Genomic DNA, 23102 nt, shown 5'->3' with positions numbered 1-23102 from the left:
TTTAATCAATGCAGGGGTAGTCAGTCCCAGTCGGTTGGCTGTTTCTCGATAGGTCAACTCTGTTCTTGAATACAACTCTACCGCATCTAATTTAAATTGAACAGTATAATCCCTGTTCGTTGTCCGTCTCTGTAACCCTTCTTCACCAAACTCTTGATAAACTTTCACCCAATCACGTACTTGGCCGTAGCTTTTAATGCCATGTTTTTCAGCTAGAGAGGCATATCCGCCAAAACCTTTGATGTACTCCTTCACGACCATTCTTTTAAATTCAAAGCTATATTTAGCCATAAAAAATGACCTCCAAATGTTAGATTTTTGGTCTAACATTTGGGGGTCAGTATACCTTGCTGCTTCAAGAGTGATTTTTATTTAGATTTGATATACGTTACACCATTTGCTTTAGGACCTTCAGATTTACCGATAACCCCTACTAAAACAATGATAGTGATCAAGTAAGGTGCAACTTGCAGCCATACACTTGGAATACTGTCAATAATTGGGATGTACGCTCCTGTAACAGATAAACTTTGAGCGAAACCGAAAAAGATGGCTGCGCCCATAGCCCCTAATGGATTCCACTTACCGAAAATCATGGCAGCCATAGACATAAATCCTTGCCCTGCAATCGTCGTGATCGAAAAGTTCAAGCTAATGATCTGAGCTTGGATCGCTCCACCCATTCCTCCAAGGAAACCAGAGATCAATACTCCAGCATATTTCATCAAATATACATTGATACCTAACGTGTCAGCTGCTTGCGGATGTTCCCCTACTGATCTCAAACGTAAGCCAAATCGTGTTTTGAAAAGAATAAACCAGCAAAGGATGGCTACAACGATTCCAAAGAAAGCCGGCATATAAGTATGAGAAAAGAAAATATCTCCAATCACCGGAATTTTTGATAATACTGGGATATTCGAAATACCAAAGTTTTTGTCGATAAAATCTGTTTGTCCACGTCCATCATACAATACTCGTGTCAAAAAGACGCCTAAAGCAGGGGCCATCAAGTTGATCACTGTACCGGAAATAATATGGTCAGAGCGTAAATTGATCGTTGCCACTGCATGGATCAATGAGAAAGCGATCCCTACTAATCCGCCGACCAACATCCCTAACCAAGGAGTCCAGGAACCAAACTGTGAAGCAAACGTTAAGTTAAAGACGATGGAAGAAAAAGCACCCATAACCATGATACCTTCTAAACCAACATTGACCACACCACTACGCTCTGAAAAAGTTCCACCTAAAGCTGTCAAAATCAAAGGGGCAGCGTACAATAAAGTAGAAGAAACTAATAATTGCAATAAAGTCGTCAGATTCATCTTATTCTGCTCCTCCTTTCTTTACATTTGCACGAGCACGTTTATCGATAAAGAATCGAATCAAATAGTTTGCACCAACAAAGAAAATGATAGAAGCAATAACGATATCCACGACTTCTGTTGGGACACCTGAGCCTAGTGGCATGCTGGTTCCGCCGATTTTCAAAATCGCAAACAGAAGTGCTGCAAATAGAATCCCGGCCGGACTGCTCAAGCCTAACAGAGCAACAGCCATTCCATCATATCCAAGCGCTGGCATAGCGCCTTGAACAAAGATGTTTTCAAACGTTCCTAGTCCTTCCATCACACCGCCTAGACCGGCTAATCCTCCACTGATCACCATGGATAGAATGATATTTTGTTTCGTATTCATTCCAGCATAGCGAGAGGCAAAGGTATTCATGCCGACAGAACGTATTTCATATCCTAAGGTTGTTTTTTGCATGAGAATCATCACGACGACGATCAGTATCAGAGAAATAAAAATACCCATGTTTAAACGTGATCCGCCGCTGATATTAGAAAGCCAATCTGCTCTTAAGCTAGCTTGTTTAGGAATAGGAGGTGTAGTATCTGCTGAATCAGTCAATACATTTCGTACTAAATAGTTGGTTGTATATAAAGCAGTGTAGTTTAACATAATGGTAACGATAACTTCACTTGTATTAAAATAAGCTCTTAAGAAACCTGCAATTCCTGCCCATAATGCTCCTGCAGCAACACCTGCAAGTACACTGATCGGCAACAATAAATATCCAGGCCAATTTGGGAATGAAATGGCTACCCAAACGGAGCATAACCACCCTAAAAGAACTTGTCCTGCAACCCCAATATTAAAGAAACCTGCTGTATTGGCTACAGAGAAGCCAAGGCCAATGACGATCAGCGGAGAAGCATAACGCAACATCTCACCAATATAAAAAGGAGAACCAAAAGCGCCGCGCAGCATCGCTTGGTAGCCAGCCATTGGATCATAGCCAAAGGCGAGCATAATTATTGCTCCTAAAATCAACCCCAGCACAACAGAAAGAACAGGAACAAGAATGTTGACTTTTGCCCCTTTATTTTCATTTAACATTTGCTGACTCCTTTCCACCGTCTTGATCTGCCATGGCTTTTGCTTTTTCAACTGAAGAGCCTGCCATCAATAACCCTAATTCTTGTTGAGTCACATCTTTAGGGTCGACGATCCCAGCTATTTCTCCTTCGAACATCACAACGATACGATCTGAGACGTTCATGATTTCATCTAATTCAAAACTCATTAGAAGAACAGCTTTACCATGGTCCCGATGTTCGATCAATCGTTTATGAATATACTCGATCGCGCCTACATCCAATCCACGTGTGGGCTGAGCAGCAATCAATAAATCTGGATCGCGACTGACTTCACGAGCAATAATAGCTTTTTGCTGATTTCCGCCAGATAAAGAACTTGCGGTGTTATATTCATTTTGTGTTCGTACATCAAATTCATCGATCAATTTACGAGCATTTTTCTTCATTGCATTTCCGTTTAAAATTCCATTTTTGCTAAAAGGCTCTTTATAATATTCTTGTAAAGAGATATTTTCATAAAGTGTCATTGGAAGAATCAAACCATACTTCTGACGGTCTTCTGGAATATGTCCTACCCCGGCTTCTGTGATTTTACGCGGCGGAAGGTTAGTGATATTTTTGCTATTCAACGTAATCGTTCCGCTTTCCACTTTTGTTAGACCCGTGATCGCTTGAATCAATTCACTTTGACCATTTCCGTCTACTCCTGCGATGCCAACGATTTCACCAGCATGAATATCCAAATTGAAGTGTTTCACGGCTTCCAATCCACGCGATTCTTTCACTGTTAAGTCTTGAATAGATAAGACTGTTTCTTTTGGCTGAGCTTCTTCCTTTGGTACTTTAAAGGTAACAGACCGTCCAACCATCATATCTGCCAATTGCTGAGAAGACGTTTCGGCGACTTCGACTGTATCAATACTTTGACCACGACGAATAACCGTACATTGGTCAGCGACTTGTTTGATCTCTTCCAGCTTATGCGTAATGATGATAATAGACTTTCCTTCTTTAGTCAAAGAATGCATGATTTCCATTAGCTCGGTGATTTCTTGAGGTGTCAGTACTGCAGTCGGCTCATCTAGAATCAGAATATCTGTACCGCGGTAGAGTGTTTTTAAAATCTCCACACGTTGCTGCATTCCAACAGAAATAGCTTCGACTCTAGCAGTTGGATCAACAAATAGACCATATCTTTCCGAAAGAGCTTTGATTTCTTTTTGCGCTTCTTTTTTATCTAAGAAACCAGCTTTTGTCTTTTCACTACCTAAGATGATGTTTTCTGTAACCGTAAACTTGTCCACCAGCATGAAGTGTTGATGCACCATGCCGATCCCTAGTTTATCTGCTACTCCTGGTGAAGAAATGTCAACTTTTTCTCCATTTACTCGAATTTCTCCTGAGGTTGGCTCCAACAGCCCAGAAAGAATGTTCATTAGAGTAGATTTACCAGCTCCATTTTCCCCTAATAAAGCATGAATTTCTCCTTTTTTTACTTTTAAGTTGATATTATCATTTGCTTTGAAATCACCGAACTGTTTCGTGATGCCAAGCATTTCGATAACATAATTTGTTTCTGGCACGAGCGTCTCACTCCTTTTATCTTTTCTAAACCAACTTCTGTTGACTCATTTCAAACGACAGTTCTTTTATCATTGTAAACAAAACCTTCTATAAAAACTAGTATTAGAAAATAGTTGTTCCAACATTTTTAAGAAGCTAACTTTTATGTTATGAGCAATGAAAAGTGACTGAATGGGATAATAAAAGACCGGAAAAATCCGGCCTCTTATTACAATTAAGTTAAGCTTGAATCAAGTGTTTATTTAACTTCATCTGGATGTGTCGGTACTTCGATTTCTCCATCGATGATTTTTTGTTTGTATTCTTGAACTTTTGCTTTTGCATCGTCAGATAAGTTGCCATCTGTTAAGCCGACAGCGTCTTCAGCCAAGCCGAAGTTTGTCGTTTTTCCACCTGGGAATGTACCTTCCATTGCTTCATTAGAAAGGTCTTGAACAGCTTCGCCTACACCTTTAAGAGTAGAGGTCAATGTCAAGTTTCCACCGTCGTATTCTCCTTCAGCTTGTTGATCAAGGTCAACACCGATAACCCAAATCTTGTCATCTGGATTAGCATTCATACGGTCTCTAGCTTCAGAGAAAACCCCATTACCAGTATCACCAGACGCGTGATAAATAATATCAGCTCCGTTGGTATACATTGCTGCAGCTAATTGTCTTCCTTTAGCAGCATCACCAAATGAACCGGCATACTCAACATCTACTTTGATATCAGGGTTTACAGCTTTGACGCCAGCAAGAAAACCAGCTTCAAAACGGTCGATAACATCACTTTCTTGTCCGCCAATAAAACCAACATGATCCGTTTCAGTTGTTTCAGCAGCTGCTACACCTGCAAGATAAGCTGCTTCGTGGTCTTTAAATAAAACAGAAGCTACGTTGTCTAATTCGATCACTTCATCAATAATAACAAAGTGTTGATCTGTGTTGGCTTTCGCTACGTCTTCCATAGCTGGTTTTAATTTAAATCCAATTCCATAAATCAAGTCAAAATTGTTGTTGACTGCTTGGTTTAAATTAGGAACAAATTGCGAGTCTTCATTGGATTGTATGTATGCGAAGTTTTTGTTTTGTTCAAGGTTGTGTTCTTTCCCCCACTCTTTCATTCCATTCCATGCTGATTCGTTAAATGAACCATCATCAACCCCGCCGACATCTGTGACCATCACAACTGAGAAGTCCTTAGCCGCTTTATCTCCAGAAGCTGCATCAGAACCCGCTGTGTCGCTTCCTCCTCCATTTCCGCAAGCAGCCAATACCAAGCCTGATGTGAAACCTAAAGTCAATAGACTCTTAACATGTCGTTTTTCCACTTGAAAAACCCCCGATATTTTTTTGTAGTCCGAACTAACTTGCGCTCAGTTCATCCTCATGTTTATTTTAGCACCACAGCCCTAAAAAAGAAACAACAAAACGATAATTGAAATCGTTTTTAGGATAAATTGTTCACATTTTAATCGCTTTTTCATTTAACTTTTCTTCTGATGTTCTCCACTCCCTTTAAACCTGAACAAACCTTTAATCGTTCACTTGCTGTTTGGAGCATCTGTTAGCATCTATGCCGCCGAATTTATTGGAATCTGCGATTTCATTACGTGGAGAGAGCATAAAAAAAGGGTTCTTCCTCTTTTAACGTTGGTAAAGGAATTTCCTACGGTCGATGGGCTACTGATGGAAAGCCATGAGAACACATTGAGCCGAAAATCGCGTCTCAATGCTTGCAAGCTTCAAACTTAGTGTAACGGCTAAAGCCTAACACTAAGTGATTCACATTGCATCTTTTTTCATGGCTACCAGTAGTCCTATGCGCCTCCTGAAATTTCTAGAAATAGGATTCTAACGAGCTTAGCATTAAAAAAATTGATTTTTTACAGACCAACGTTAAATATTGTAGAACCAAAAAAAGAACCTTTAACAATATCAAAGGTCCTCTGACTCGGTTAAAGGTTCCGGTTCTTTTTCTACATTTACTTTCCTTGGCTTGCTGCCTTCTGATGGTCCCACGACGCCGCGCATTTCCATTTCATCCATCATCCGAGCTGCTCGGTTATAACCGATCCTAAAGCGTCGCTGCAACATCGAAATACTAGCAGTTTGCATTTCTACCACTAACGATACAGCCTCATTATACAGTTCATCTTCCGCTTCTTCATGCGACATCTCAGGTTCATCTGTCGGAATCATTTCTTCTACATAATTAGCTTCTTGTTGATTGGTCACAAATGAAACCACTCGTTCTACTTCTTCATCAGAAATAAAAGCGCCTTGAACACGTGTCGGTTTGTTTTGTCCCATCGGCAAGTACAACATGTCCCCTCTTCCCAATAGTTTTTCTGCACCATTGCTATCTAAGATCGTACGAGAATCTGTTCCGCTTGAAACTGCAAATGCAATACGAGAAGGCACATTGGCTTTGATGATCCCGGTAATGACATCTACACTAGGACGCTGTGTAGCTAAAATCATATGGATACCTGCAGCTCTTGCCATTTGAGCCAATCTTGTGATAGCTTCTTCAACTGCATTGCTTGCTACCATCATCAAGTCAGCCAATTCGTCTACAATGACAACAATAAAAGGCAGTGTCGGATAATTCTCGCCGGTCTCGATATTTTTTTCAAGAATATGTTCGTTGTAGCCAGAAATATTCCGCATACCAGTGGCTGCAAATAATTCGTAACGTCTTTCCATTTCTTCAACGACTTTATGAAGAGCTTGAGCAGCTTTTTTAGGATTGGTTACAACAGGTGTCAATAGATGCGGTATACCATTATAGACATTCAACTCAACTTTTTTAGGGTCGATCATCATCAGTTTCACTTCATTCGGTTTGGCTTTCATTAAAATGCTGACGATAATACTGTTGATATTGACCGATTTCCCGCTTCCTGTAGATCCAGCAACCAATAAATGCGGCATTTTTGTTAAATCTGCTACAGCTACACTCCCCGAGATATCTCTGCCGAGAGGAACTTCAAGCAACTTATCATTATCTTTAACATAATCTTCAATCACATCACGAAAAGAGACTAGATTCACTTCATTATTCGGAACTTCGATCCCAATGAAAGATTTCCCTGGAATCGGTGCTTCCATTCGAATATCCTTAGCTGCTAGCGACAAGGCAAGATCATCTGTTAAATTGACGACTTTGCTAACTTTTACACCTATGGCAGGTTTCACTTCATACTTGGTCACAGCAGGGCCAAGTTTCGCTTTGACCACTTTTGCATCTACACCAAAGCTGGCAAAAGTTGTTTCTAACTTTTTCACGTTCTGTTCGATGATTTCATATTCTCCAGATTGGTCTTTTTGTTTGATTTCATTTAATAAAGCTGGAGAAGGCAACTGATAGTCCTCGTTTTCAGTTTCAGCAGAAATCTCAAAGTCAAGCGTCTGATGTTCATTTTCATCTGCTTGATCATCCGTCTGTTCAGCTTGGGTCGCGTTTGCTTTTTCTGCTTCTTCAAGCTGTCTTTTTTTCTGATAGCTGTCGATCTCTAAAACTGGGCCTTTAGCTGCTGGCTGATCATGTTCTCTGGTTTCTTCAGCCGACATAGTTGATGGAGAGACCTTTTCTTTCTTTTCCTTTTTCCCAGTTGATTGTGTTTTGTTTTTTGCTTTTTCTTTCTTTTTTGTTTTTTGCTGTTTTTTCTTGGAAATGGTTTCTTGAATAAACGAAATAAAAAACAAGATTTTCTTTTTCGTCCACTGAAGTCCATTTCGAATAATGGCCAACGCCTTTTGGAATGACAAGTTTAATATAAAGAAAATGCCTACTATCCCTAATACGATCGACAACAGATAGCTGCCCCACTGAGAGGCTAAAAAGTAGCTCGCTGTATAAAGTAACGCGCCAATCATCCCTCCGCCTAAAGAGTGGATAATTGAACTGCTGCTGGCATCAGCCATATAAAAACGCAAGGTAGCAGATAAAATATTTGTTTCAGGCTGAATGATTCCTTTAAATAAAAGCGCATGTAAAAATAACAAAACGCCACTGTATAATAAAATGAGCCCTAAAACACCATGACTTTTTAATGGTGGAGCCGCTCCTTTAAGGAGAAGATAGCCTCCATATACACCTAGCATTACTGCTGCGAAGAGGTAAGTATCTCCTACAAAAAAGCGAAAAGCATTAGCACTTAAAAAACCTAAAAAGCCAAGATGCGACAAGGCAAACAAGCTAATGGCTATATAAATAATTCCAATCACTTCATTAGAAACAGAAGCATTTTTTTTCTTTTTCTTTCTTTTAGACTTTGTTTGTTGTTTTGCAGCCAACTCATGTTCTCCTTCCTGTTTCGCTTTCCTATATTATACACAAAACAAAGGCATAACGGAATGTTATCCGTTGTTTCTTAATAGGCAAAAAGTTGACCTTTTCCTGTGTAATCGTTAAAATATGAGTGAATACGTTACCAAAAAGAGGTGAACGATGTTGATCACATGGATAAATAAACTAAGAAAAAAAATTGCTCCTGCCCCTGCAGTAGACCCCAAGGAATTTAAAACGAAAGGAGATCATCGACAAATGAAGAAAGTACGCATTCTGGTCAAAGGAATGGTTCAAGGTGTTGGTTTTCGTTACACCACTAAAATGCTAGCAGATAAACTGGGCATAGCGGGAATCGTGAGAAATGAAAATGATGGATCTGTTTACATCGAAGCAAATGGAAGTCCCGAAAGAATCGATGCGTTTATAGACGGCATAAAACGTTCTCCATCTCCTAGTGCGAGTGTTGAGGATGTTACAGTCGAAGAAGATGAAAGTATTGAAGAAAGAATGAATTTTACCGTAACCAATTGAAATGATAATCTAATTCCTGTATAGTTTAAAATGACTTTATTTTACTCTATGCAAAGGAAAGTGAAAAATGAAAAGAAAGAAAAAAATCTATTTATCCGGAACGATTTTAAGCTTATTGCTGCTCTTATCTGGGTGTATGAGTTATGATGCCAATGGCGCGCCGACCGGGTTTATTTATGAATATTTAGTTATTCCGACTCAAAAACTGATCATTCTACTTGCTGACTTTTTTGGTGGTAATTATGGTATAGCGATTATTTTGATCACGATCGTTGTTCGATTGATCATTTTGCCGTTAAACCTGAGCCAATCGAAAAAAACAATGGTCCAACAGGAAAAAATGGCCTTTGTCAAACCTGAATTAGACGAGATCCAGTCAGCATTAAAAGCGGCAAAAACCAATGAAGAAAAAGCTGAGATCCAACAAGAAATGATGGCTCTTTACAAAGAAAATGATATCAGCATGATGGGCGGTATCGGTTGCTTGCCGCTGCTCATTCAATTGCCGATTTTCACTGCTATGTATCAAGCTGTACGCTTATCAAATGAAATTGCAAGCAGCACTTTCCTAGGAATGAATTTAGGAGAACGAAGCATTGTATTAGTGATCATCGTTGGAGCTGTTTACTTTGGTCAAGCTTATATTTCAACCATAGGCATGTCACCGGAACAAAAGAAACAAACACGGACAATGATGATGATGAGCCCAGTCATGATTACACTGATTTCATTCTCCTCTCCTGCCGGCCTTGCATTATACTGGTTGACAGGCGGAATCTTTGCTATGGTTCAAACCTTGATCACAAACTTGCACTACAAGCCAAAAATCAAAGCAGAAATAGCAGAAAAAAATAAAAATCGTCCAGTGACACCTAAGAAAAAACGTCAAAAGACAATGGAACAAATGAAACAAACAACGATCAACAAACCTCAAGCTTCTTCCTCTAACCGAGATAAACAAGGGAAAGGTAAAGGAAGAAACGCTGGTAAGCAACAACATAGGTAAATAAAAAAGGAATTGGGATTTTTCCCAGTTCCTCTTTTTTTGTCTTTAAAAAATGTTCATAAATGTTTAAGATTCTTTTGTTACTTGATCTTCCGTTTCTTCATAAATCGGTAATGTAATCCTGAAAATAGAGCCATGATCTAACACACTCTCCACAGAAATATCTCCTCTGTATCCTTTCAGCAATTCCTTAGCAATTGAAAGTCCCAAACCATTACCGCCCTTATGACGACTTCTAGCTTTATCAACCCGATAAAAACGACCAAAGATTTTTTCTGTATCTTCTTGCGTCATGCCTTCTCCATAGTCTTGAATAGCGACTTGGACAGTATTTTCTTGGGCAGCAATCGAGATATGAACTTCTTTTCGTTTCGTTGAATACTTCACTGCATTATCAAGCAGAATGATCAAGATTTGTTCTAAGTGATTGCGATAGATCGATACATAAATTTCCTGATCTAGATCATCATCTAAAATAAAGTCAAAGTCAGGATGGATCATTTTGAAGTTATTATAGTTTTGTAGCACGATTTGGCGAATCGGTGTTTTTTCATTTTTATAATGGATCTCGACCTGCTCTGCTCGTGAAAGATCAAGCATTTCTTGAACCAATGTTTTCATTCTGTCGATTTCTTGCAAAGAAGCTGATAGCGACTCATCCAATATTTCCGGATCATCTTTCCCCCAGCGATTCAGTAACTTTAAGTGACCTTCCATCACTGCTACAGGCGTCCGCAGTTCGTGAGACACATCTTCTACGAATTGTTTCTGCTGCTCGATATAGAGCTGCATTTTATCTAACATATCGTTGAATACATTCGACAAATGAGTCAGTTCGTCATTGCCATCTGGGATATCGATACGCGATTGCGATTGGGTATCTTTGCGAATGTCATTCATCGTGTTTGTGATAGACTGGATCGGTTTAAGGAAGCTATTTGCCAATACAAACCCTAAAATCGCACTGAACAGCAATGCAATGAGACCAGTAATGGTAATAGCAGAAAAGATTTGATCATTCATTTCATGATAGTCGACCAGTTGATTGATCACTTGAATATAACCGATCAAATCTTGGCTGCCAGAAGCATAAACGGGCATAACGCCAATGATCCCTACTTTGCCTTTAATATCAGCGATATCGATACTCGTTTTTTCCTGGGGAGCAAAAGAGACATCGCTTGGTTTAGTTTCAAACAGTAAACGAGAGGTTGGACTGTAAACACGTACAACAACACCTTCTTCACTCATTTCTGCATAAAGTGTATCTTGAAAGTTGCCTTTTTCGCCGATCAGAAGATTTCGCTGATCGTAAGATTGATCCAACTCAGGGAAAGACGGTGTATAAGATGGGCTTAAAGCTTGGTAAACTCTTGCTTTCGTCAGCGCTGCATCTTCCACATTTAAACGCTCTTCCACTCCGTAGAGGACTTCCTTTAATTTTTCATCTTGCTGTTTCAATGTGATTTGTCTGAAACTTAAAGCAATGACGATCGTAAAAATAAGATAGGTTAAAAATATCGCGGCGGCTGCACCCAAAGACCATTTCCATTTCAAAGAAATGCGTTTAGATCCGTTTCCCGTTTTTCCGTTCATTTTTAAGAATCTTTTCACGAACGCATCACATAACCTGTTCCACGAACAGTTTGAATGTAGCTTTCTTCGCCTGGAACGTCAATTTTATTTCTTAAATAACGGATATAAACATCTACTACATTCGTTTCTACTTCTGTTTCATAACCCCAGACTTTATTTAACAGAACATCTCGCGCTAGCACAACATTGACATTTTCCATCAATTCTAACAGCAGCTCGTATTCTCTTTTGGTTAATTCGATTACTTCATCGCCTCTACGGACAACTCGGTTTTCTTTTTCAACAACCAAATCCCGGTAGATCACAGTGGTTTGTTTTGTAATATTTTGCTCGCTTTCAATTTCAATGCGGCGCAATAAAGCGCGTAAACGAGCCAGTAGTTCTTCGATTGCAAAAGGTTTAACGATATAGTCATCTGCTCCATGATCCAATCCGGATACACGATCGATCACTGAGTCTCTTGCTGTCATCATAATGATTGGAACATTGCTCACTTGTCTGATGCGACGGCAAACATCGATTCCATTCAATTCAGGCAGCATTAAATCAAGCAAAATAACATCCCAATCTGCCTTTTCTTCGAGTGCTGCTTCTAAACCTGTACGACCATTATGTCGCACTTCTGTTTCATAGCCTTCATGTTTCAATTCAAGTTCAACAAAACGAGCTAAATTTTTTTCGTCTTCAATGATTAATATTTTACTCATATCAATACCTGCTCCTTTATTTCGGTAATGCACGCCTTTGTTACAATAGCATGTTTCATACAATTTCTCAATCATTTTCTCATTAAACACTTACTATTTTACCATAGAAAAAGCTGAAAAAAGAGCGTTCATCTGTTCGTATTTCGTTTTCCTTTTTCATTTGTTCACAAGCCGGACACTTTTTCACTTTTCTGTTATAAAGGGTCTATCGTTTCCATTCTATTTTTGAACATAAAAAAGATTGTAACTTTTTTATCCGTTCGGGTATGTTAATTTGAAAAACTGATGTCTCACCCTATCCTTATCTCAAAAATAACCTTCATCATAAAGCCAAAAGAGAGACTGGAATCAATTCCAATCTCTCTTTGACGCAAACTTTTTTCTAAGTTTTTAGTCCTAAAGTAAAGCAAACACTGTCTTTTGGCTTAGTTTTCATTTACACCATTTCGTAGACAAGCTGTTCGATTTGTTAGATACTTTCTTCGCCTTTGTCTCCATACCAGTCAAAGTGGAAAATACCTTCTTTATCTTTTCGTTCATAAGTGTGAGCACCAAAGTAATCGCGCTGTGCTTGGATAATATTAGCAGGTAAGTCTGCAGAGCGATAAGAATCGTAATAAGCGATCGCAGAAGAGAATGTCGGTACAGGTACACCGGCTTTGACAGCTACGCCAATGATATCGCGAACAGCATCTTGGTAATTTGCAGTAATGTCCATGAAGTATTCATCCAACATCAAGTTCTTTAATGATGCATCACGATTGTAAGCATCCGTAATTTTTTGCAAGAATTGAGCACGAATGATACAACCTGCACGGAAAATTTTAGCAATTTCGCCATATTGCAAGTTCCAATCATACTCTTCACTTGCAGTGCGCATTTGTGCAAACCCTTGTGCGTAGCTCATGATTTTGCTGAAATAAAGAGCTTGACGGATTTTTTCAACCAACTCTTTTTTGTCTCCTTCAAAAGAGTATGCTGCTGGTTTTGGTAATACTTTGCTTGCCTCAACACGTTCGTCTTTTAAAGCAGAAATGTAGCGGGCAAAAACAGATTCTGTGATCAATGGCAATGGTACACCCAAGTCTAAAGCGCTTTGTGAAGTCCATTTACCTGTCCCTTTATTGCCTGCACGGTCTAAAATCACTTCAACCATTGGTTTGCCAGTTTCAGGATCTTTTTTCGTCAATGCAGCAGCAGTGATTTCGATCAAGAAGCTGTCTAGTTCACCTTTGTTCCATTCACGAAAAACTTCTGCTGTTTCTTCAACAGATAATCCTGCTACGGCGCGAAGCAAATGATAAGACTCAGCAATCAATTGCATATCACCATATTCGATTCCATTATGAACCATTTTGACGTAATGACCTGCTCCATTTGGTCCAATATAAGTCACACAAGGTTCGCCGTCGCTAGGAGCCTTTGCAGCAATTTGTTCTAAAATCGGACTGATCAAATCATATGCTTCTTTTTGTCCTCCTGGCATAATAGCAGGACCTTTTAAAGCTCCTTCTTCTCCGCCAGAAACTCCTGTTCCAATGAAGTTGATGCCAGATTCTGCCAATTCAGCACTACGGCGCATGGTATCTTTAAAGAAGGTATTCCCTCCGTCTACCAATATATCGTCTTTATCTAAATGTGGTAACAATGACTGGATCACAAGATCTGTTCCTTTTCCAGCTTGAACCATTAAGATAATTTTTCTTGGTTTTTCTAAAGATTCAACAAATTCTTCGATCGTTTTGGTTAACACTAATTTTTTGTCTGGATGTTCCGCAACAACAGCTTCAGCTTTGGAAGTGGTACGGTTATAGATAGAAACAGAATAGCCTCTGCTTTCAATATTCAATGCCAAATTTTTACCCATCACGGCCATACCTACGACACCGATTTGTTGTTTACTCATGCATTTGATCTCCCTTCGTCTTACACAGCTTTTCATTGTTGGTATATTTTGCAATTTCCAAATCTATCTTATCAAACTATTGGAAAGAATGAAAGCAAGCATTTCTGTTCTTGGTCACTTATTTGCACGGTGTTAACCAAATCTTTGCCTGGTTGCAACCTATAGTCTTCCTTTCTCATTCTGTAAGAATAAGTCATTTTAATCATCTTTTGTTTACTTTTATTGTAAAATAGATACGAAGGCTTTGTTTTTAACGGTTATCCAATCGTGGAGAATGATTTTTACTAGGAGGTGAACAGATGATCAAAGCATATGCAGTTGATGAAAACAATCGTATTCAACAGGTAGAAAATAGAAAAGAAGACCATGTAAAGTGGATACACATCACTCAATCAAATGAAAAAGAACTGAAAATGATTGCTGATGAGTACCACTTTCCTATTGACTATCTATCCAGTGCATTTGATTCTGATGAAGTTGCACGATATGAAAATGTAGAAAATTTGGATGAATCTGCTTGGCGTCTCCTCATTCTTCTATTCCCAATTAAAGTGATCGGTAAAAGTGGCCTTGTAGAATATGTTACACGTCCATTATCTATCATTACTTCGAAAGGAATTTTGATCACTGCGAGTTTGAGTACGCCCCATTATATCCAAGATATCATTGACAACTTCTTAGATCATCCGGTCGATATTCAGGACCATGTTCAATTTACGTTACATGTAGCCATGAATATTGCAGATCGCTACATTTATTGTTTAAAAGAAATTAACCATGCCACAGAATTACTCGAGATCAATATTAGCCGATCTTCTGATTCCAATCAATTATTAAAAATGATGGAACTGCAAAAAAGCTTAGTTTATTTTGACACTGCTATCAATACGAACCATCCTGTCATTTCTAAACTTCAAGAAACAGAGTATTTTATTAGTAATGAAAAAAGCAAAGAATTGCTGCGCGACGTTCGTGTGCAAAACATGCAAGCAGAAAATATGATTCGTCAGACGCTTAAACTATTAGGCCAGATCAGTGATACTTTTTCTTCTGTCATTTCTAACAATTTGAACAATACAATGAAGTTTCTCACTTCTGTTACCATTGTCATGACGATTCCTTCACTGGTCGGTGCTTTGTGGGGGATGAACGTTCCCGTTCCTTGGCAAAAAAATGGCGCTGGCTTTTTAATTACCATGACCATCATCATTCTTTTATCTATCCTTACTACTTATTGGTTGAAGAAAAAAGACTACTTTTAACACTATTAACACGTTAAAATGTGAAAAAAATATGAAAACCTCATCCTGCTCTTGAGCTTCTTATTTTTTTGCGGTAAACTAAAATAAATTTGCAGAGAAATGAGGGGAAATCCGCATGAGCAGTTCTAACAAACCAAATAAACAAAAAAAAGGATTTAAATTCTTTATCATTCTTGCTCTTGTTGCAATGCTAGGATCTGGATTCTTATCTGTTCTCTTTACTTTGATCAACATGTAAACAACTAATGAATAATATACTGCTGAAAAGAGGCATTGGATTTAACCAGTGCCTCTTTTTTTAATACCTATTTACTTATTAACAGCTTTTTTTTCTTTTTGAGCCATTTCTTTCAATTCTTTAGCGTGCTCCAATGTTAATGGTGTAATCTCTGATCCAGCCAACATACGAGCGATCTCTGCACGTTTTTCAGTCTCATCCAATGCTCTAACATGCGTTTCCGTGCGATCTCCTACGATCTCTTTTGAAATAAACAGATGCTGATCCGCAGTTGCAGCTACTTGAGGCAGATGAGTGATACAAAGTACTTGAGAATGCAAGGCTACAAGATAGATTTTATTGGCAATCGCTTGTGCTACTCGCCCGCTGACACCAGTGTCTACTTCATCAAAAATAATACTGGTGATGCCTTGGGTTTTTGAAAAAACGGTTTTTAATGCCAACATTAAACGAGATAATTCTCCCCCAGAAGCAATTTTTGCTAACGGCTTCAATGGTTCTCCTGGATTAGGTGCGATATAAAATTCAACTTGATCAATTCCTGTTGCAAAGATCATTGTTTTTTCTGAAGCAGCATTTTCGTTTAAAAAGTTCACTTTAAATTGAACTTTATCCATATAGAGCTCATTTAATTGTTCTTGAATAGCTTTTTCTAGTTTGACTGCAGTTGCTTTTCTTTCTTTAGACAACAGCTTGCCTTTTTCCAACAATTCTTTTTTTCGCTCAACCAGCAAGTTTTCCAGCTGCTCAAAATTTACTTCGCGATTCTGGAGATGAGTCAATTCCATTGTGATCTCTTCGTAGTAATGTAGAATGTCTTCAACTGATTCGCCATATTTTCGTTTCAGCTGATGGATCGTTTCCAGTCTTTTTTCAATTTCATTTAATCGACCTTCATCATAAGACAACTGGTCACGCTCTTTTAAAACATCACTGGCGGCTTCTTGCAACTGAAAATAGCTGGAAGCAATGACTTCTGCTATCCGCTTATACGTTTCATCATACTGCTCAATATTTTGGATAGCAGACATCGCTTCTCCTACAAAGTCGATGCCATTTCCTTCATCTCCCTGTAACGCTTCATACGTAACAGAAAGGGATTCCACGATTTTTTGATGATTTGACAGCAGAATTTTTTCTTCTTCCATCTTTTCTTCTTCACCTGGAACCAGTTCTGCTAATTCGATCTCATTTGATTGGAACGTCAGCATATCGATACGTTGTGCCAACTCTTGTTCATTGGTTTGCCAGTCATCGTAATCTTTTTTTAGTCTTATATAATCTACATAAATATTTTGATAATCCTTTTTTTCTTTTTTCAGTTCTGCATTTCCAAACTGATCTAACATCGGCAGATGACGTTCTGCATGCATCAATTCTTGGTGTTCGCTTTGGCCGTGAATATCAATCAAGCTTTCTCCGATTTCTCGCAAAATGGCAATCGTGACTAGTCTACCGTTGATCCGGCATGTGCTGCGCCCAGTATGATGAATGTCTCGTTGGATGACCACTTCCTTATTTTCTGTGTCAACCCCATATTTCTTTAACAATTCAAACGTTGACGGATTTTTTTCAATCGAAAATAAGGCTTCAAGCACGCACTTTTCAGCACCGTGGCGAATAAATTCGCTTGATCCCCTTCCTCCTGCCAGCAAGCCGACTGCATCGATGATGATCGATTTCCCAGCTCCTGTTTCTCCAGTCAATACCGTCATGCCTCGATCAAAACTTAAAGATAAATCATGAATGATGGCAAAATTTTTAATCGTTAATTCCTGTAACACATTTCATTCCTCCAATAATGTATGAAAAGAACTAAATAAGTTGAATAATGTGTTCTTTCAGCTGTTTCGCATCTTCAGCTGATCGACAAATCACTAATAACGTGTCATCTCCTGAAATCGTACCAAAAACGCCTTCAAAATTCGATGCATCAAGCAACGCACTTAAAGCAAAAGCGTTTCCTGGAATCGTATGGATCACCATAAAATAATCTTGGCAGTCCATCGACACAAAAGCATCTTTTAGCATTTTACCCAACTTTACAGAAGTATCATCATTCATGTCAGGCGGCAGACTATAGTAATACCCGCCTGATGTTGCTGGAACTTTCATTAACTGAAGTTCTTTGATATCGCGCGAGATCGTAGCCTGCGTGACATCAATGCCACGTTCTTTTAGAATAGAAACAAAATCTTCTTGTTTTTCAATGCTTTGCTCTTCAATGAGTTCTTTCAACAAACGATGTCGTTCTTTTTTCTTCAAGGTCATCCACCTCATTCATACAAGTTGAACCAGCTTTAGTTTGTTTCTATTCTACCCTACTTATTTCAAATTAAAAAGCTTTTCTTCAGCTCTTCAATATAAAAAAAGATTCTGCAAAATAAATGCAAAATCTTCGTGTTTGTAAAAAAATAAAAGTATTTTTCACTAAAAAAGAAGGCTCATTTTGAATAAAACGATTGATGAGCTTCCGCTACTATTTGTTCAATCTTGATGCTACTGTTTGGTTTTGATTCTTTTGTCCAAGCAAGATGAGCTAAAAATTCAACGTTTCCATGACCGCCTGTTATGGGAGAATAAGTGAGCCCTTTTATGGTATACCCTTCACGCTCAGCAAAGGACAAAATATCTTCCAAAACATGCTCATGAACTTTGGGATCAGCGATGATTCCTTTAGAACCGATTTCTTCTCTTGCTGCTTCAAATTGTGGTTTGATCAATGCTAAAATATCTCCATTTTCAATAATGATGTCCTTTAATACTGGCAAGATAAGTTTTAAAGAAATAAAGGAAACATCAATAGAAGCTAATTGAGGTCTTCCTTTAGAAAAGTCTTCTTTTTTACTGTATCGAAAGTTGGTCTGTTCCATCACGATCACACGTGGATCTTGTCTTAGCTTCCAAGCGAGTTGGTTGGTTCCTACATCTAATGCATAACAATATGCTGCATCATGTTGAAGCGCTGCATCAGTAAAGCCACCTGTGGATGATCCGATATCTAATACGATCTTGCCAGCAACAGATACCTGAAATACATCAAGTGCCTTTTCTAGTTTATATCCCCCACGGCTGACATATTTTAAAGGCTCTCCTTTTAGTTTCAGCTGTGTATTGACCGGTAATTTTTCTCCGGATGTATCGATCCGCTGGTTATTCTCATTCAATAATTTTCCAGACATGATCAATCTTTTTGCTTTATCCGTCGATTCAGCTAATCCTTGTTGTACCATCAATTGATCTGCTCTTTCTTTCCTCATTGCTTCTCCTCTTTTATCGGCAAAGCAAATAAATAAATCATTTCCTGTAATAACTGCGGATCCAGCTTATTTTTTTCTGATCCATTCAACGCTTCAGCTTTTTTCAAGCTTTCTTCTGCAGCATCCAACGTTTGTTGCAAGGCGTGTTTTGCCCCTTCCAGTCCCAACAAGGAAGGATAAGTGCTTTTATGATGTGCTTCGTCCATCCCTGTTTCTTTGCCCAATGTTTCTGTGGTTCCAATAATATCTAAAATGTCATCTCGAATTTGAAAAGCTAGACCAAGATGTTCGGCATACTGATCCATCAACTTGGTTCTTTCTTGTGATGAACCACTGAGCAAACAGCCAGCATAAACTGCAAACTTTAATAATGCCCCTGTTTTCTTTCGATGCAATTGCTTCAAATCTTCGAGCGACAAGCTCTTTTGCTCACCCTCCATATCTGCTACTTGCCCAGCAACCATTCCACTTGGCCCAGCAGCTTGAGCTAAAGATTGGATCAAGAGGACTTTCGTTTCTGCTGTTTGTTGACTATCTGCTAAGATTTGAAAAGCTTGTGTTAGTAAGCCGTCTCCAGTTAAAATAGCCACAGCCTCTCCAAAAATGATATGATTGGTTGGTTTTCCGCGACGCAAGTGATCGTCGTCCATAGCCGGCAGATCATCATGGATCAGCGAATACGTATGGACACATTCCAAAGCGGCTGCCGCATCATAACCATCTTCTTTTTTTCCTCCTAATGAAACAAGCGTGCTCAGCAGGAGAAGCGGCCGAATTCTTTTTCCGCCGGCATTTAAAGAGTAGCGCATCGCTTCGATCAGTGTTGTATTTTCAGCATCGATCTCGTCGATTTTTTCCATCATATATTTTTCTACCAAAGGCATTTCTCTCTGCATAAATTGGTTTAACATTGCTGTTCCCTTATTCATCGGCAGACTCCACTTCATTTTGAAAAACGGTCTCTTCACCATTTTCGTCTACAATTTTTGTCAACGTCTTTTCAGCATTTTCTAGCTTATCTTTACAAAACTTGCTTAGCTGAACACCTTTTTGAAATTGTTCGAGTGCCTCTTCTAAAGGGACATCTCCTTGTTCTAATCTAGCTACGATTTGTTCTAATTGTTGCATGGCTTCTTCAAATTTTAATTCTTTTGCCTGCTGGCTCATTCTGCAGTCTCCTCCTCTTTCTCGACTACTTCAGCGATGATTCTCCCTTTGTCTAGATGAATACTGACACTTTCGCCGATAGCTACTTGTTCAGCGCTTTTGATAACTTTTTCGTCTTTAGTCACATAGCTGTAGCCGCGATGCATAATTTTCAATGGACTTAAGTAGTCTAACGACTGAATTCCGTAATCTAATCGTTTTTGCTGGTTTTTCATATAACGATCCATTTGGGTTTCTAACTGATTGTGCAGTTCTTTTAAATCTGTTTGTTTTTGTTGAACATGTTTTGAAGGATCATTAGACATTAGCGTTACAGCATGAAGTTGCAATTGCTGTTTTGCCTCTCGTACTTTTTCCATCATCGTTTGGTTCAGCTTATCTGTTAATTGGTCTACATTTTGCGCATAGCCTTCGTATAACCTCTGGGGCTGTCTGAAGATATAGGAGGCTAAAGCTCTATTCAAATGCTCGTTTGAGCGGTCAACTGTCCACTTATAACTTTGCATCAATCGCAGTCTGGTTCGTTCGATTTTTAGAATTTCTTCCGATAACAAAGGAACAGCTAGTTCAGCCGCAGCAGTCGGTGTTGCTGCACGTACATCTGCTACCATATCTGCAATCGTCGTATCGGTTTCGTGACCAATAGATGAAATGATCGGCGTTTTTGCTGAAAAAATGGCTCTTGCTACTTTTTCTTCATTAAACGGCCATAAATCTTCGATCGATCCCCCACCACGTGCAATGATCATCGTATCAAAGTTTCCTTTTTCTTCTACTGCACGAATATTGTTGACAATGGTATCAGCTGCATACTTTCCTTGGACTTGTGTTGGGAAAACAACTAGTTGAACGATAGGAAAACGTCTTTTGACGGTTGTCATGATATCGCGTATAACTGCTCCACTGGGACTAGTAATCACGGCGATTCGTTTTGGAAAAGTCGGCAGCAATTGTTTTGGCGCTGTAAACAGCCCTTCTTTGCTTAATTTCTTTTTCATTTCCTCTAAAGCTTGATATAATGCACCGACTCCATCAGGTTCCATATGCTCAATATTGATTTGGTAGCGTCCGCTTGGTTCATAGAGCGTGATTCTGCCTATGACGAGAACTTTCATCCCTTCTTCTGGCGTAAATTTCAGTTTGCTAAAAGAAGACTTGAACATAGTTGCTGAAATAACAGCTTTTTGATCTTTTAAACTGAAGTATTGATGGGTGTTTGCCCGATAACGAAAATTAGAAATTTCTCCCGTTAAGTACACACGTCCCAGATAAGGATCGGCATCAAATTTACGTTTCAAGTACTTTGTCAAAGCAGAAACAGTCAAGTATTCATTTGTCATCTACTGTCTCTCCTTACTGATCCGCCTTTAGTGATTGTTTGGCACTTTCGATCGTTTGATACATCAGCATGGTAATGGTCATCGGTCCTACCCCTTTAGGAACCGGCGTTAGAAAACCAGCAACTTCTTTGACTTCATCCATCTTAACATCACCGATCAGCTTCCCGTTTTCATCTCTGTTCATTCCAACATCAACAACTGCAGCTCCAGGTTTTACAAAATCCTTGGTGACAAAATGTCCTCTGCCGATCGCAACAACCAAGATATCTGCTTGTCGAGCAAGTTCTTGCAAGTGTTTGGTTCTAGAATGAGCAATCGTTACGGTAGCGTTTTTCATCATCAGTAACTGTGCCATAGGTTTTCCTACAATATTGCTTCTTCCAATAACGACTGCGCGCTTCCCTTCCAGTTCTACTCCATAGTGATCTAACATTTTCATGATACCATAAGGAGTACAAGGAATACGATCTGGTTGTCCAATAAACAACTTTCCCATGTTGATGGGATGAAAACCATCTACATCTTTGGAAGGATCAATAGCCATCAAAATTCGGTTTTCATTGATTTGCTTTGGTAAAGGTAATTGTACGAGGATCCCGTGGATTTGATCATCAGCATTTAAACGATCGACTACGTTTAGGAGTTCACTTTCTTTGATCGTTTCTGGATAACGTTCCACCACAGAATGAATGCCCAGTTTTTTGGCTCTTATTTCTTTATTACGGACGTATGTTTGACTAGCAGGATCTTCTCCTACTAATACAACTGCAAGCCCAGGAATAACGCCCTTTTCAACTAGTTCCTCTACGCTCTTCTTCATCTTTTCATTCAATACATCTGAAAGTTCTTTCCCGCTCATTAAGATTGCACTCATGTCATTTCTCCTCCCTCTTGAAAACAATGATGTAAAATCTTTTTTCAATTTTTCGCGACTCATAAAATAGCCTTTTTCTGTAAAATCTAAAGAAAAAAAAGAGGTTTAAGCCTCTTTTTCATCTTTTACAATATTCGCCAGCACACCGTTCACAAATTTTCTAGAACGGTCATCACTGTAGCGCTTGGTAATTTCCAAAGCTTCGTTGAGTGCCACACGATCAGGAACATCTTGGACATACAGCATTTCAAAAACAGCAATTCGCATGATTGCTAAGTCTGTTTTAGCCAAGCGACTGATCGACCAGTTTTCCAAGTGCTGCTTGATTTTTTGATCGATCTGCTCTTCGTGCTCGATTACTCCAGATACTAAGGTATTTAAGTAAACAGGAATACCGCTTTTCTCTACTTCTTCCTCATCATGGTCGCTTTCTAACGCCTGGATCATTGCCTCTTCTTTTGTTAACTCATCATTTGTAGAGAGTTGGAAAAGAGATTGCAGCGCTTTTTCTCTAACTTCACGTCTTGTCAATCTCACTACTCGTCACCGTCTTCTTCATAAAGATCAATCAAGTCATTTAAGACATTTTTTTCTGGAACGATACCAACGATGTGTACATTGACTTCATTTAATTCGATGTCTGTCATATGCAGCAGTTGTTCTCGGATTCTTTTTTGAATTTCCAAAGCTACTGTAGGGACAGATACACCATATTTAAAATAGCAGTAAACATCTACTTTCAATCCATCTTCTTGTGAAAGGTAGACACCTTTTTTGTGGTTTACCCGGCCAAACAATTCTGTAACGCCAGAAGAAAGATTGCCGTGCATAGCGTAAACGCCATCTACTTCGCTGGCTGCAATTCCAGAAATGACTTCGATTACTTCCGGTGCGACTTCGATCTCTCCCAAGGTTCCTTTGTCATTAATAGCAAACATTGCTTCTTCAGCCATAAGATCCCTCCTA

Annotated in this window: 21 protein-coding genes; 3 read left to right on the top strand and 18 right to left on the bottom strand. The window is 39.0% G+C overall.

The window, feature by feature from the left end; all coding sequences use genetic code 11:
• The 6 genes from BM057_RS08255 to BM057_RS08230 all read right to left on the bottom strand — a co-directional run.
• The coding region (locus BM057_RS08255) for a helix-turn-helix domain-containing protein (protein ID WP_177186152.1) at nt 1-291 on the bottom strand (291 nt) is incomplete at its 3' end.
• A 77-nt stretch (nt 292-368) separates the two neighbouring features.
• On the bottom strand, nt 369-1328 hold the full coding sequence (locus tag BM057_RS08250) for an ABC transporter permease (RefSeq protein WP_047392708.1): 960 nt from the start codon (nt 1326-1328) through the stop codon (nt 369-371).
• A 1-nt stretch (nt 1329) separates the two neighbouring features.
• Nucleotides 1330-2406 carry an ABC transporter permease gene (locus tag BM057_RS08245; protein ID WP_047392713.1) on the bottom strand — a complete coding sequence of 359 codons (1077 nt, stop codon included), beginning with the start codon at nt 2404-2406 and terminating at the stop codon, nt 1330-1332.
• The gene (locus BM057_RS08240; RefSeq protein ID WP_177186211.1) at nt 2396-3943 is read right to left on the bottom strand and encodes an ABC transporter ATP-binding protein; all 1548 of its coding nucleotides are present in this window, start codon (nt 3941-3943) and stop codon (nt 2396-2398) included. The genes BM057_RS08245 and BM057_RS08240 overlap by 11 nt, the downstream gene beginning before the upstream one ends.
• A 266-nt stretch (nt 3944-4209) precedes the next feature.
• On the bottom strand, nt 4210-5283 hold the full coding sequence (locus BM057_RS08235) for a BMP family lipoprotein (protein WP_047392716.1): 1074 nt from the start codon (nt 5281-5283) through the stop codon (nt 4210-4212).
• A 607-nt stretch (nt 5284-5890) separates the two neighbouring features.
• On the bottom strand, nt 5891-8254 hold the full coding sequence (locus BM057_RS08230; protein WP_092092842.1) for an FtsK/SpoIIIE family DNA translocase: 2364 nt from the start codon (nt 8252-8254) through the stop codon (nt 5891-5893).
• A gap of 250 nt (nt 8255-8504) precedes the next feature.
• Here BM057_RS08230 and BM057_RS08225 point away from each other — a divergent pair, with 250 nt between their 5' ends.
• A complete protein-coding gene (locus tag BM057_RS08225; RefSeq protein WP_047390874.1) occupies nt 8505-8780 on the top strand; it encodes an acylphosphatase in 276 nt (91 codons plus the stop codon).
• A 67-nt stretch (nt 8781-8847) separates the two neighbouring features.
• Nucleotides 8848-9786 carry a membrane protein insertase YidC gene (gene yidC / locus BM057_RS08220; RefSeq protein ID WP_047390870.1) on the top strand — a complete coding sequence of 313 codons (939 nt, stop codon included), beginning with the start codon at nt 8848-8850 and terminating at the stop codon, nt 9784-9786.
• Between the two features lie 66 nt (nt 9787-9852).
• Here yidC and BM057_RS08215 read toward each other — a convergent pair whose 3' ends face one another.
• The 3 genes from BM057_RS08215 to gndA form a co-directional block, all read right to left on the bottom strand.
• Nucleotides 9853-11382 carry a HAMP domain-containing sensor histidine kinase gene (locus BM057_RS08215; RefSeq protein WP_047390869.1) on the bottom strand — a complete coding sequence of 510 codons (1530 nt, stop codon included), beginning with the start codon at nt 11380-11382 and terminating at the stop codon, nt 9853-9855.
• Between the two features lie 14 nt (nt 11383-11396).
• Nucleotides 11397-12089, bottom strand: coding sequence for a response regulator transcription factor (locus BM057_RS08210; RefSeq protein ID WP_047390866.1), 693 nt, complete (start codon nt 12087-12089; stop codon nt 11397-11399).
• Between the two features lie 469 nt (nt 12090-12558).
• Nucleotides 12559-13995 carry an NADP-dependent phosphogluconate dehydrogenase gene (gndA, locus tag BM057_RS08205; RefSeq protein WP_092092839.1) on the bottom strand — a complete coding sequence of 479 codons (1437 nt, stop codon included), beginning with the start codon at nt 13993-13995 and terminating at the stop codon, nt 12559-12561.
• Between the two features lie 299 nt (nt 13996-14294).
• Here gndA and BM057_RS08200 point away from each other — a divergent pair, with 299 nt between their 5' ends.
• A complete protein-coding gene (locus tag BM057_RS08200) occupies nt 14295-15257 on the top strand; it encodes a magnesium transporter CorA family protein (RefSeq protein ID WP_092092837.1) in 963 nt (320 codons plus the stop codon).
• A gap of 309 nt (nt 15258-15566) precedes the next feature.
• Here the strand turns inward: BM057_RS08200 and recN are convergent, their stop codons facing one another.
• The 9 genes from recN to BM057_RS08155 form a co-directional block, all read right to left on the bottom strand.
• Nucleotides 15567-17279 (bottom strand): DNA repair protein RecN, encoded by a 1713-nt coding sequence (recN, locus tag BM057_RS08195; RefSeq protein ID WP_092092835.1) that lies wholly within the window; start codon nt 17277-17279, stop codon nt 15567-15569.
• Nucleotides 17280-17310: 31 nt separating this feature from the next.
• Nucleotides 17311-17760, bottom strand: a complete 450-nt coding sequence (gene argR, locus BM057_RS08190) for an arginine repressor (RefSeq protein ID WP_047390858.1) — start codon at nt 17758-17760, stop codon at nt 17311-17313.
• A gap of 179 nt (nt 17761-17939) precedes the next feature.
• On the bottom strand, nt 17940-18755 hold the full coding sequence (locus BM057_RS08185; RefSeq protein ID WP_092092832.1) for a TlyA family RNA methyltransferase: 816 nt from the start codon (nt 18753-18755) through the stop codon (nt 17940-17942).
• Entirely contained in the window at nt 18752-19684 is a 933-nt protein-coding gene (locus BM057_RS08180) for a polyprenyl synthetase family protein (protein WP_245741887.1), read from the bottom strand. The genes BM057_RS08185 and BM057_RS08180 overlap by 4 nt, the downstream gene beginning before the upstream one ends.
• Nucleotides 19677-19922, bottom strand: coding sequence for an exodeoxyribonuclease VII small subunit (locus BM057_RS08175; RefSeq protein ID WP_047390414.1), 246 nt, complete (start codon nt 19920-19922; stop codon nt 19677-19679). The genes BM057_RS08180 and BM057_RS08175 overlap by 8 nt, the downstream gene beginning before the upstream one ends.
• Nucleotides 19919-21262, bottom strand: coding sequence for an exodeoxyribonuclease VII large subunit (gene xseA / locus BM057_RS08170; protein ID WP_047390413.1), 1344 nt, complete (start codon nt 21260-21262; stop codon nt 19919-19921). The genes BM057_RS08175 and xseA overlap by 4 nt, the downstream gene beginning before the upstream one ends.
• 13 nt (nt 21263-21275) lie before the next feature.
• Nucleotides 21276-22136: a bifunctional methylenetetrahydrofolate dehydrogenase/methenyltetrahydrofolate cyclohydrolase gene (locus BM057_RS08165; RefSeq protein WP_047390411.1), complete on the bottom strand. Its 861-nt coding sequence runs from the start codon at nt 22134-22136 to the stop codon at nt 21276-21278.
• A gap of 105 nt (nt 22137-22241) precedes the next feature.
• Nucleotides 22242-22673 carry a transcription antitermination factor NusB gene (gene nusB, locus BM057_RS08160; protein WP_047390409.1) on the bottom strand — a complete coding sequence of 144 codons (432 nt, stop codon included), beginning with the start codon at nt 22671-22673 and terminating at the stop codon, nt 22242-22244.
• Nucleotides 22673-23089 (bottom strand): Asp23/Gls24 family envelope stress response protein, encoded by a 417-nt coding sequence (locus tag BM057_RS08155; RefSeq protein WP_047390408.1) that lies wholly within the window; start codon nt 23087-23089, stop codon nt 22673-22675. Before BM057_RS08155 ends, nusB begins: the two co-directional genes overlap by 1 nt.
• Between the last annotated feature and the right edge of the window lie 13 nt (nt 23090-23102).

It is taken from the genome of Pisciglobus halotolerans, from assembly GCF_900113675.1.
In the GTDB taxonomy this organism is placed as follows: domain Bacteria; phylum Bacillota; class Bacilli; order Lactobacillales; family Carnobacteriaceae; genus Pisciglobus; species Pisciglobus halotolerans.
The sequence above is the reverse complement of the archived record's forward strand: the minus strand, read 5'-3'. Positions and strand labels throughout refer to the sequence as shown.

Excerpts from the sequence above, each read along its gene's own strand:
- BM057_RS08250 (WP_047392708.1), bottom strand. The coding sequence starts at position 1,328 with ATGAATCTGACGACTTTATTGCAATTATTAGTTTCTTCTACTTTATTG.
- BM057_RS08165 (WP_047390411.1), bottom strand. The coding sequence starts at position 22,136 with ATGAGTGCAATCTTAATGAGCGGGAAAGAACTTTCAGATGTATTGAAT.
- BM057_RS08180 (WP_245741887.1), bottom strand. The coding sequence starts at position 19,684 with ATGAATAAGGGAACAGCAATGTTAAACCAATTTATGCAGAGAGAAATG.
- BM057_RS08245 (WP_047392713.1), bottom strand. The coding sequence starts at position 2,406 with ATGTTAAATGAAAATAAAGGGGCAAAAGTCAACATTCTTGTTCCTGTT.
- BM057_RS08185 (WP_092092832.1), bottom strand. The coding sequence starts at position 18,755 with ATGAGGAAAGAAAGAGCAGATCAATTGATGGTACAACAAGGATTAGCT.
- xseA (WP_047390413.1), bottom strand. The coding sequence starts at position 21,262 with ATGACAAATGAATACTTGACTGTTTCTGCTTTGACAAAGTACTTGAAA.
- BM057_RS08175 (WP_047390414.1), bottom strand. The coding sequence starts at position 19,922 with ATGAGCCAGCAGGCAAAAGAATTAAAATTTGAAGAAGCCATGCAACAA.
- BM057_RS08215 (WP_047390869.1), bottom strand. The coding sequence starts at position 11,382 with ATGAACGGAAAAACGGGAAACGGATCTAAACGCATTTCTTTGAAATGG.
- gndA (WP_092092839.1), bottom strand. The coding sequence starts at position 13,995 with ATGAGTAAACAACAAATCGGTGTCGTAGGTATGGCCGTGATGGGTAAA.
- BM057_RS08225 (WP_047390874.1), top strand. The coding sequence starts at position 8,505 with ATGAAGAAAGTACGCATTCTGGTCAAAGGAATGGTTCAAGGTGTTGGT.
- BM057_RS08200 (WP_092092837.1), top strand. The coding sequence starts at position 14,295 with ATGATCAAAGCATATGCAGTTGATGAAAACAATCGTATTCAACAGGTA.
- BM057_RS08240 (WP_177186211.1), bottom strand. The coding sequence starts at position 3,943 with ATGCTTGGCATCACGAAACAGTTCGGTGATTTCAAAGCAAATGATAAT.
- BM057_RS08155 (WP_047390408.1), bottom strand. The coding sequence starts at position 23,089 with ATGGCTGAAGAAGCAATGTTTGCTATTAATGACAAAGGAACCTTGGGA.
- yidC (WP_047390870.1), top strand. The coding sequence starts at position 8,848 with ATGAAAAGAAAGAAAAAAATCTATTTATCCGGAACGATTTTAAGCTTA.
- BM057_RS08210 (WP_047390866.1), bottom strand. The coding sequence starts at position 12,089 with ATGAGTAAAATATTAATCATTGAAGACGAAAAAAATTTAGCTCGTTTT.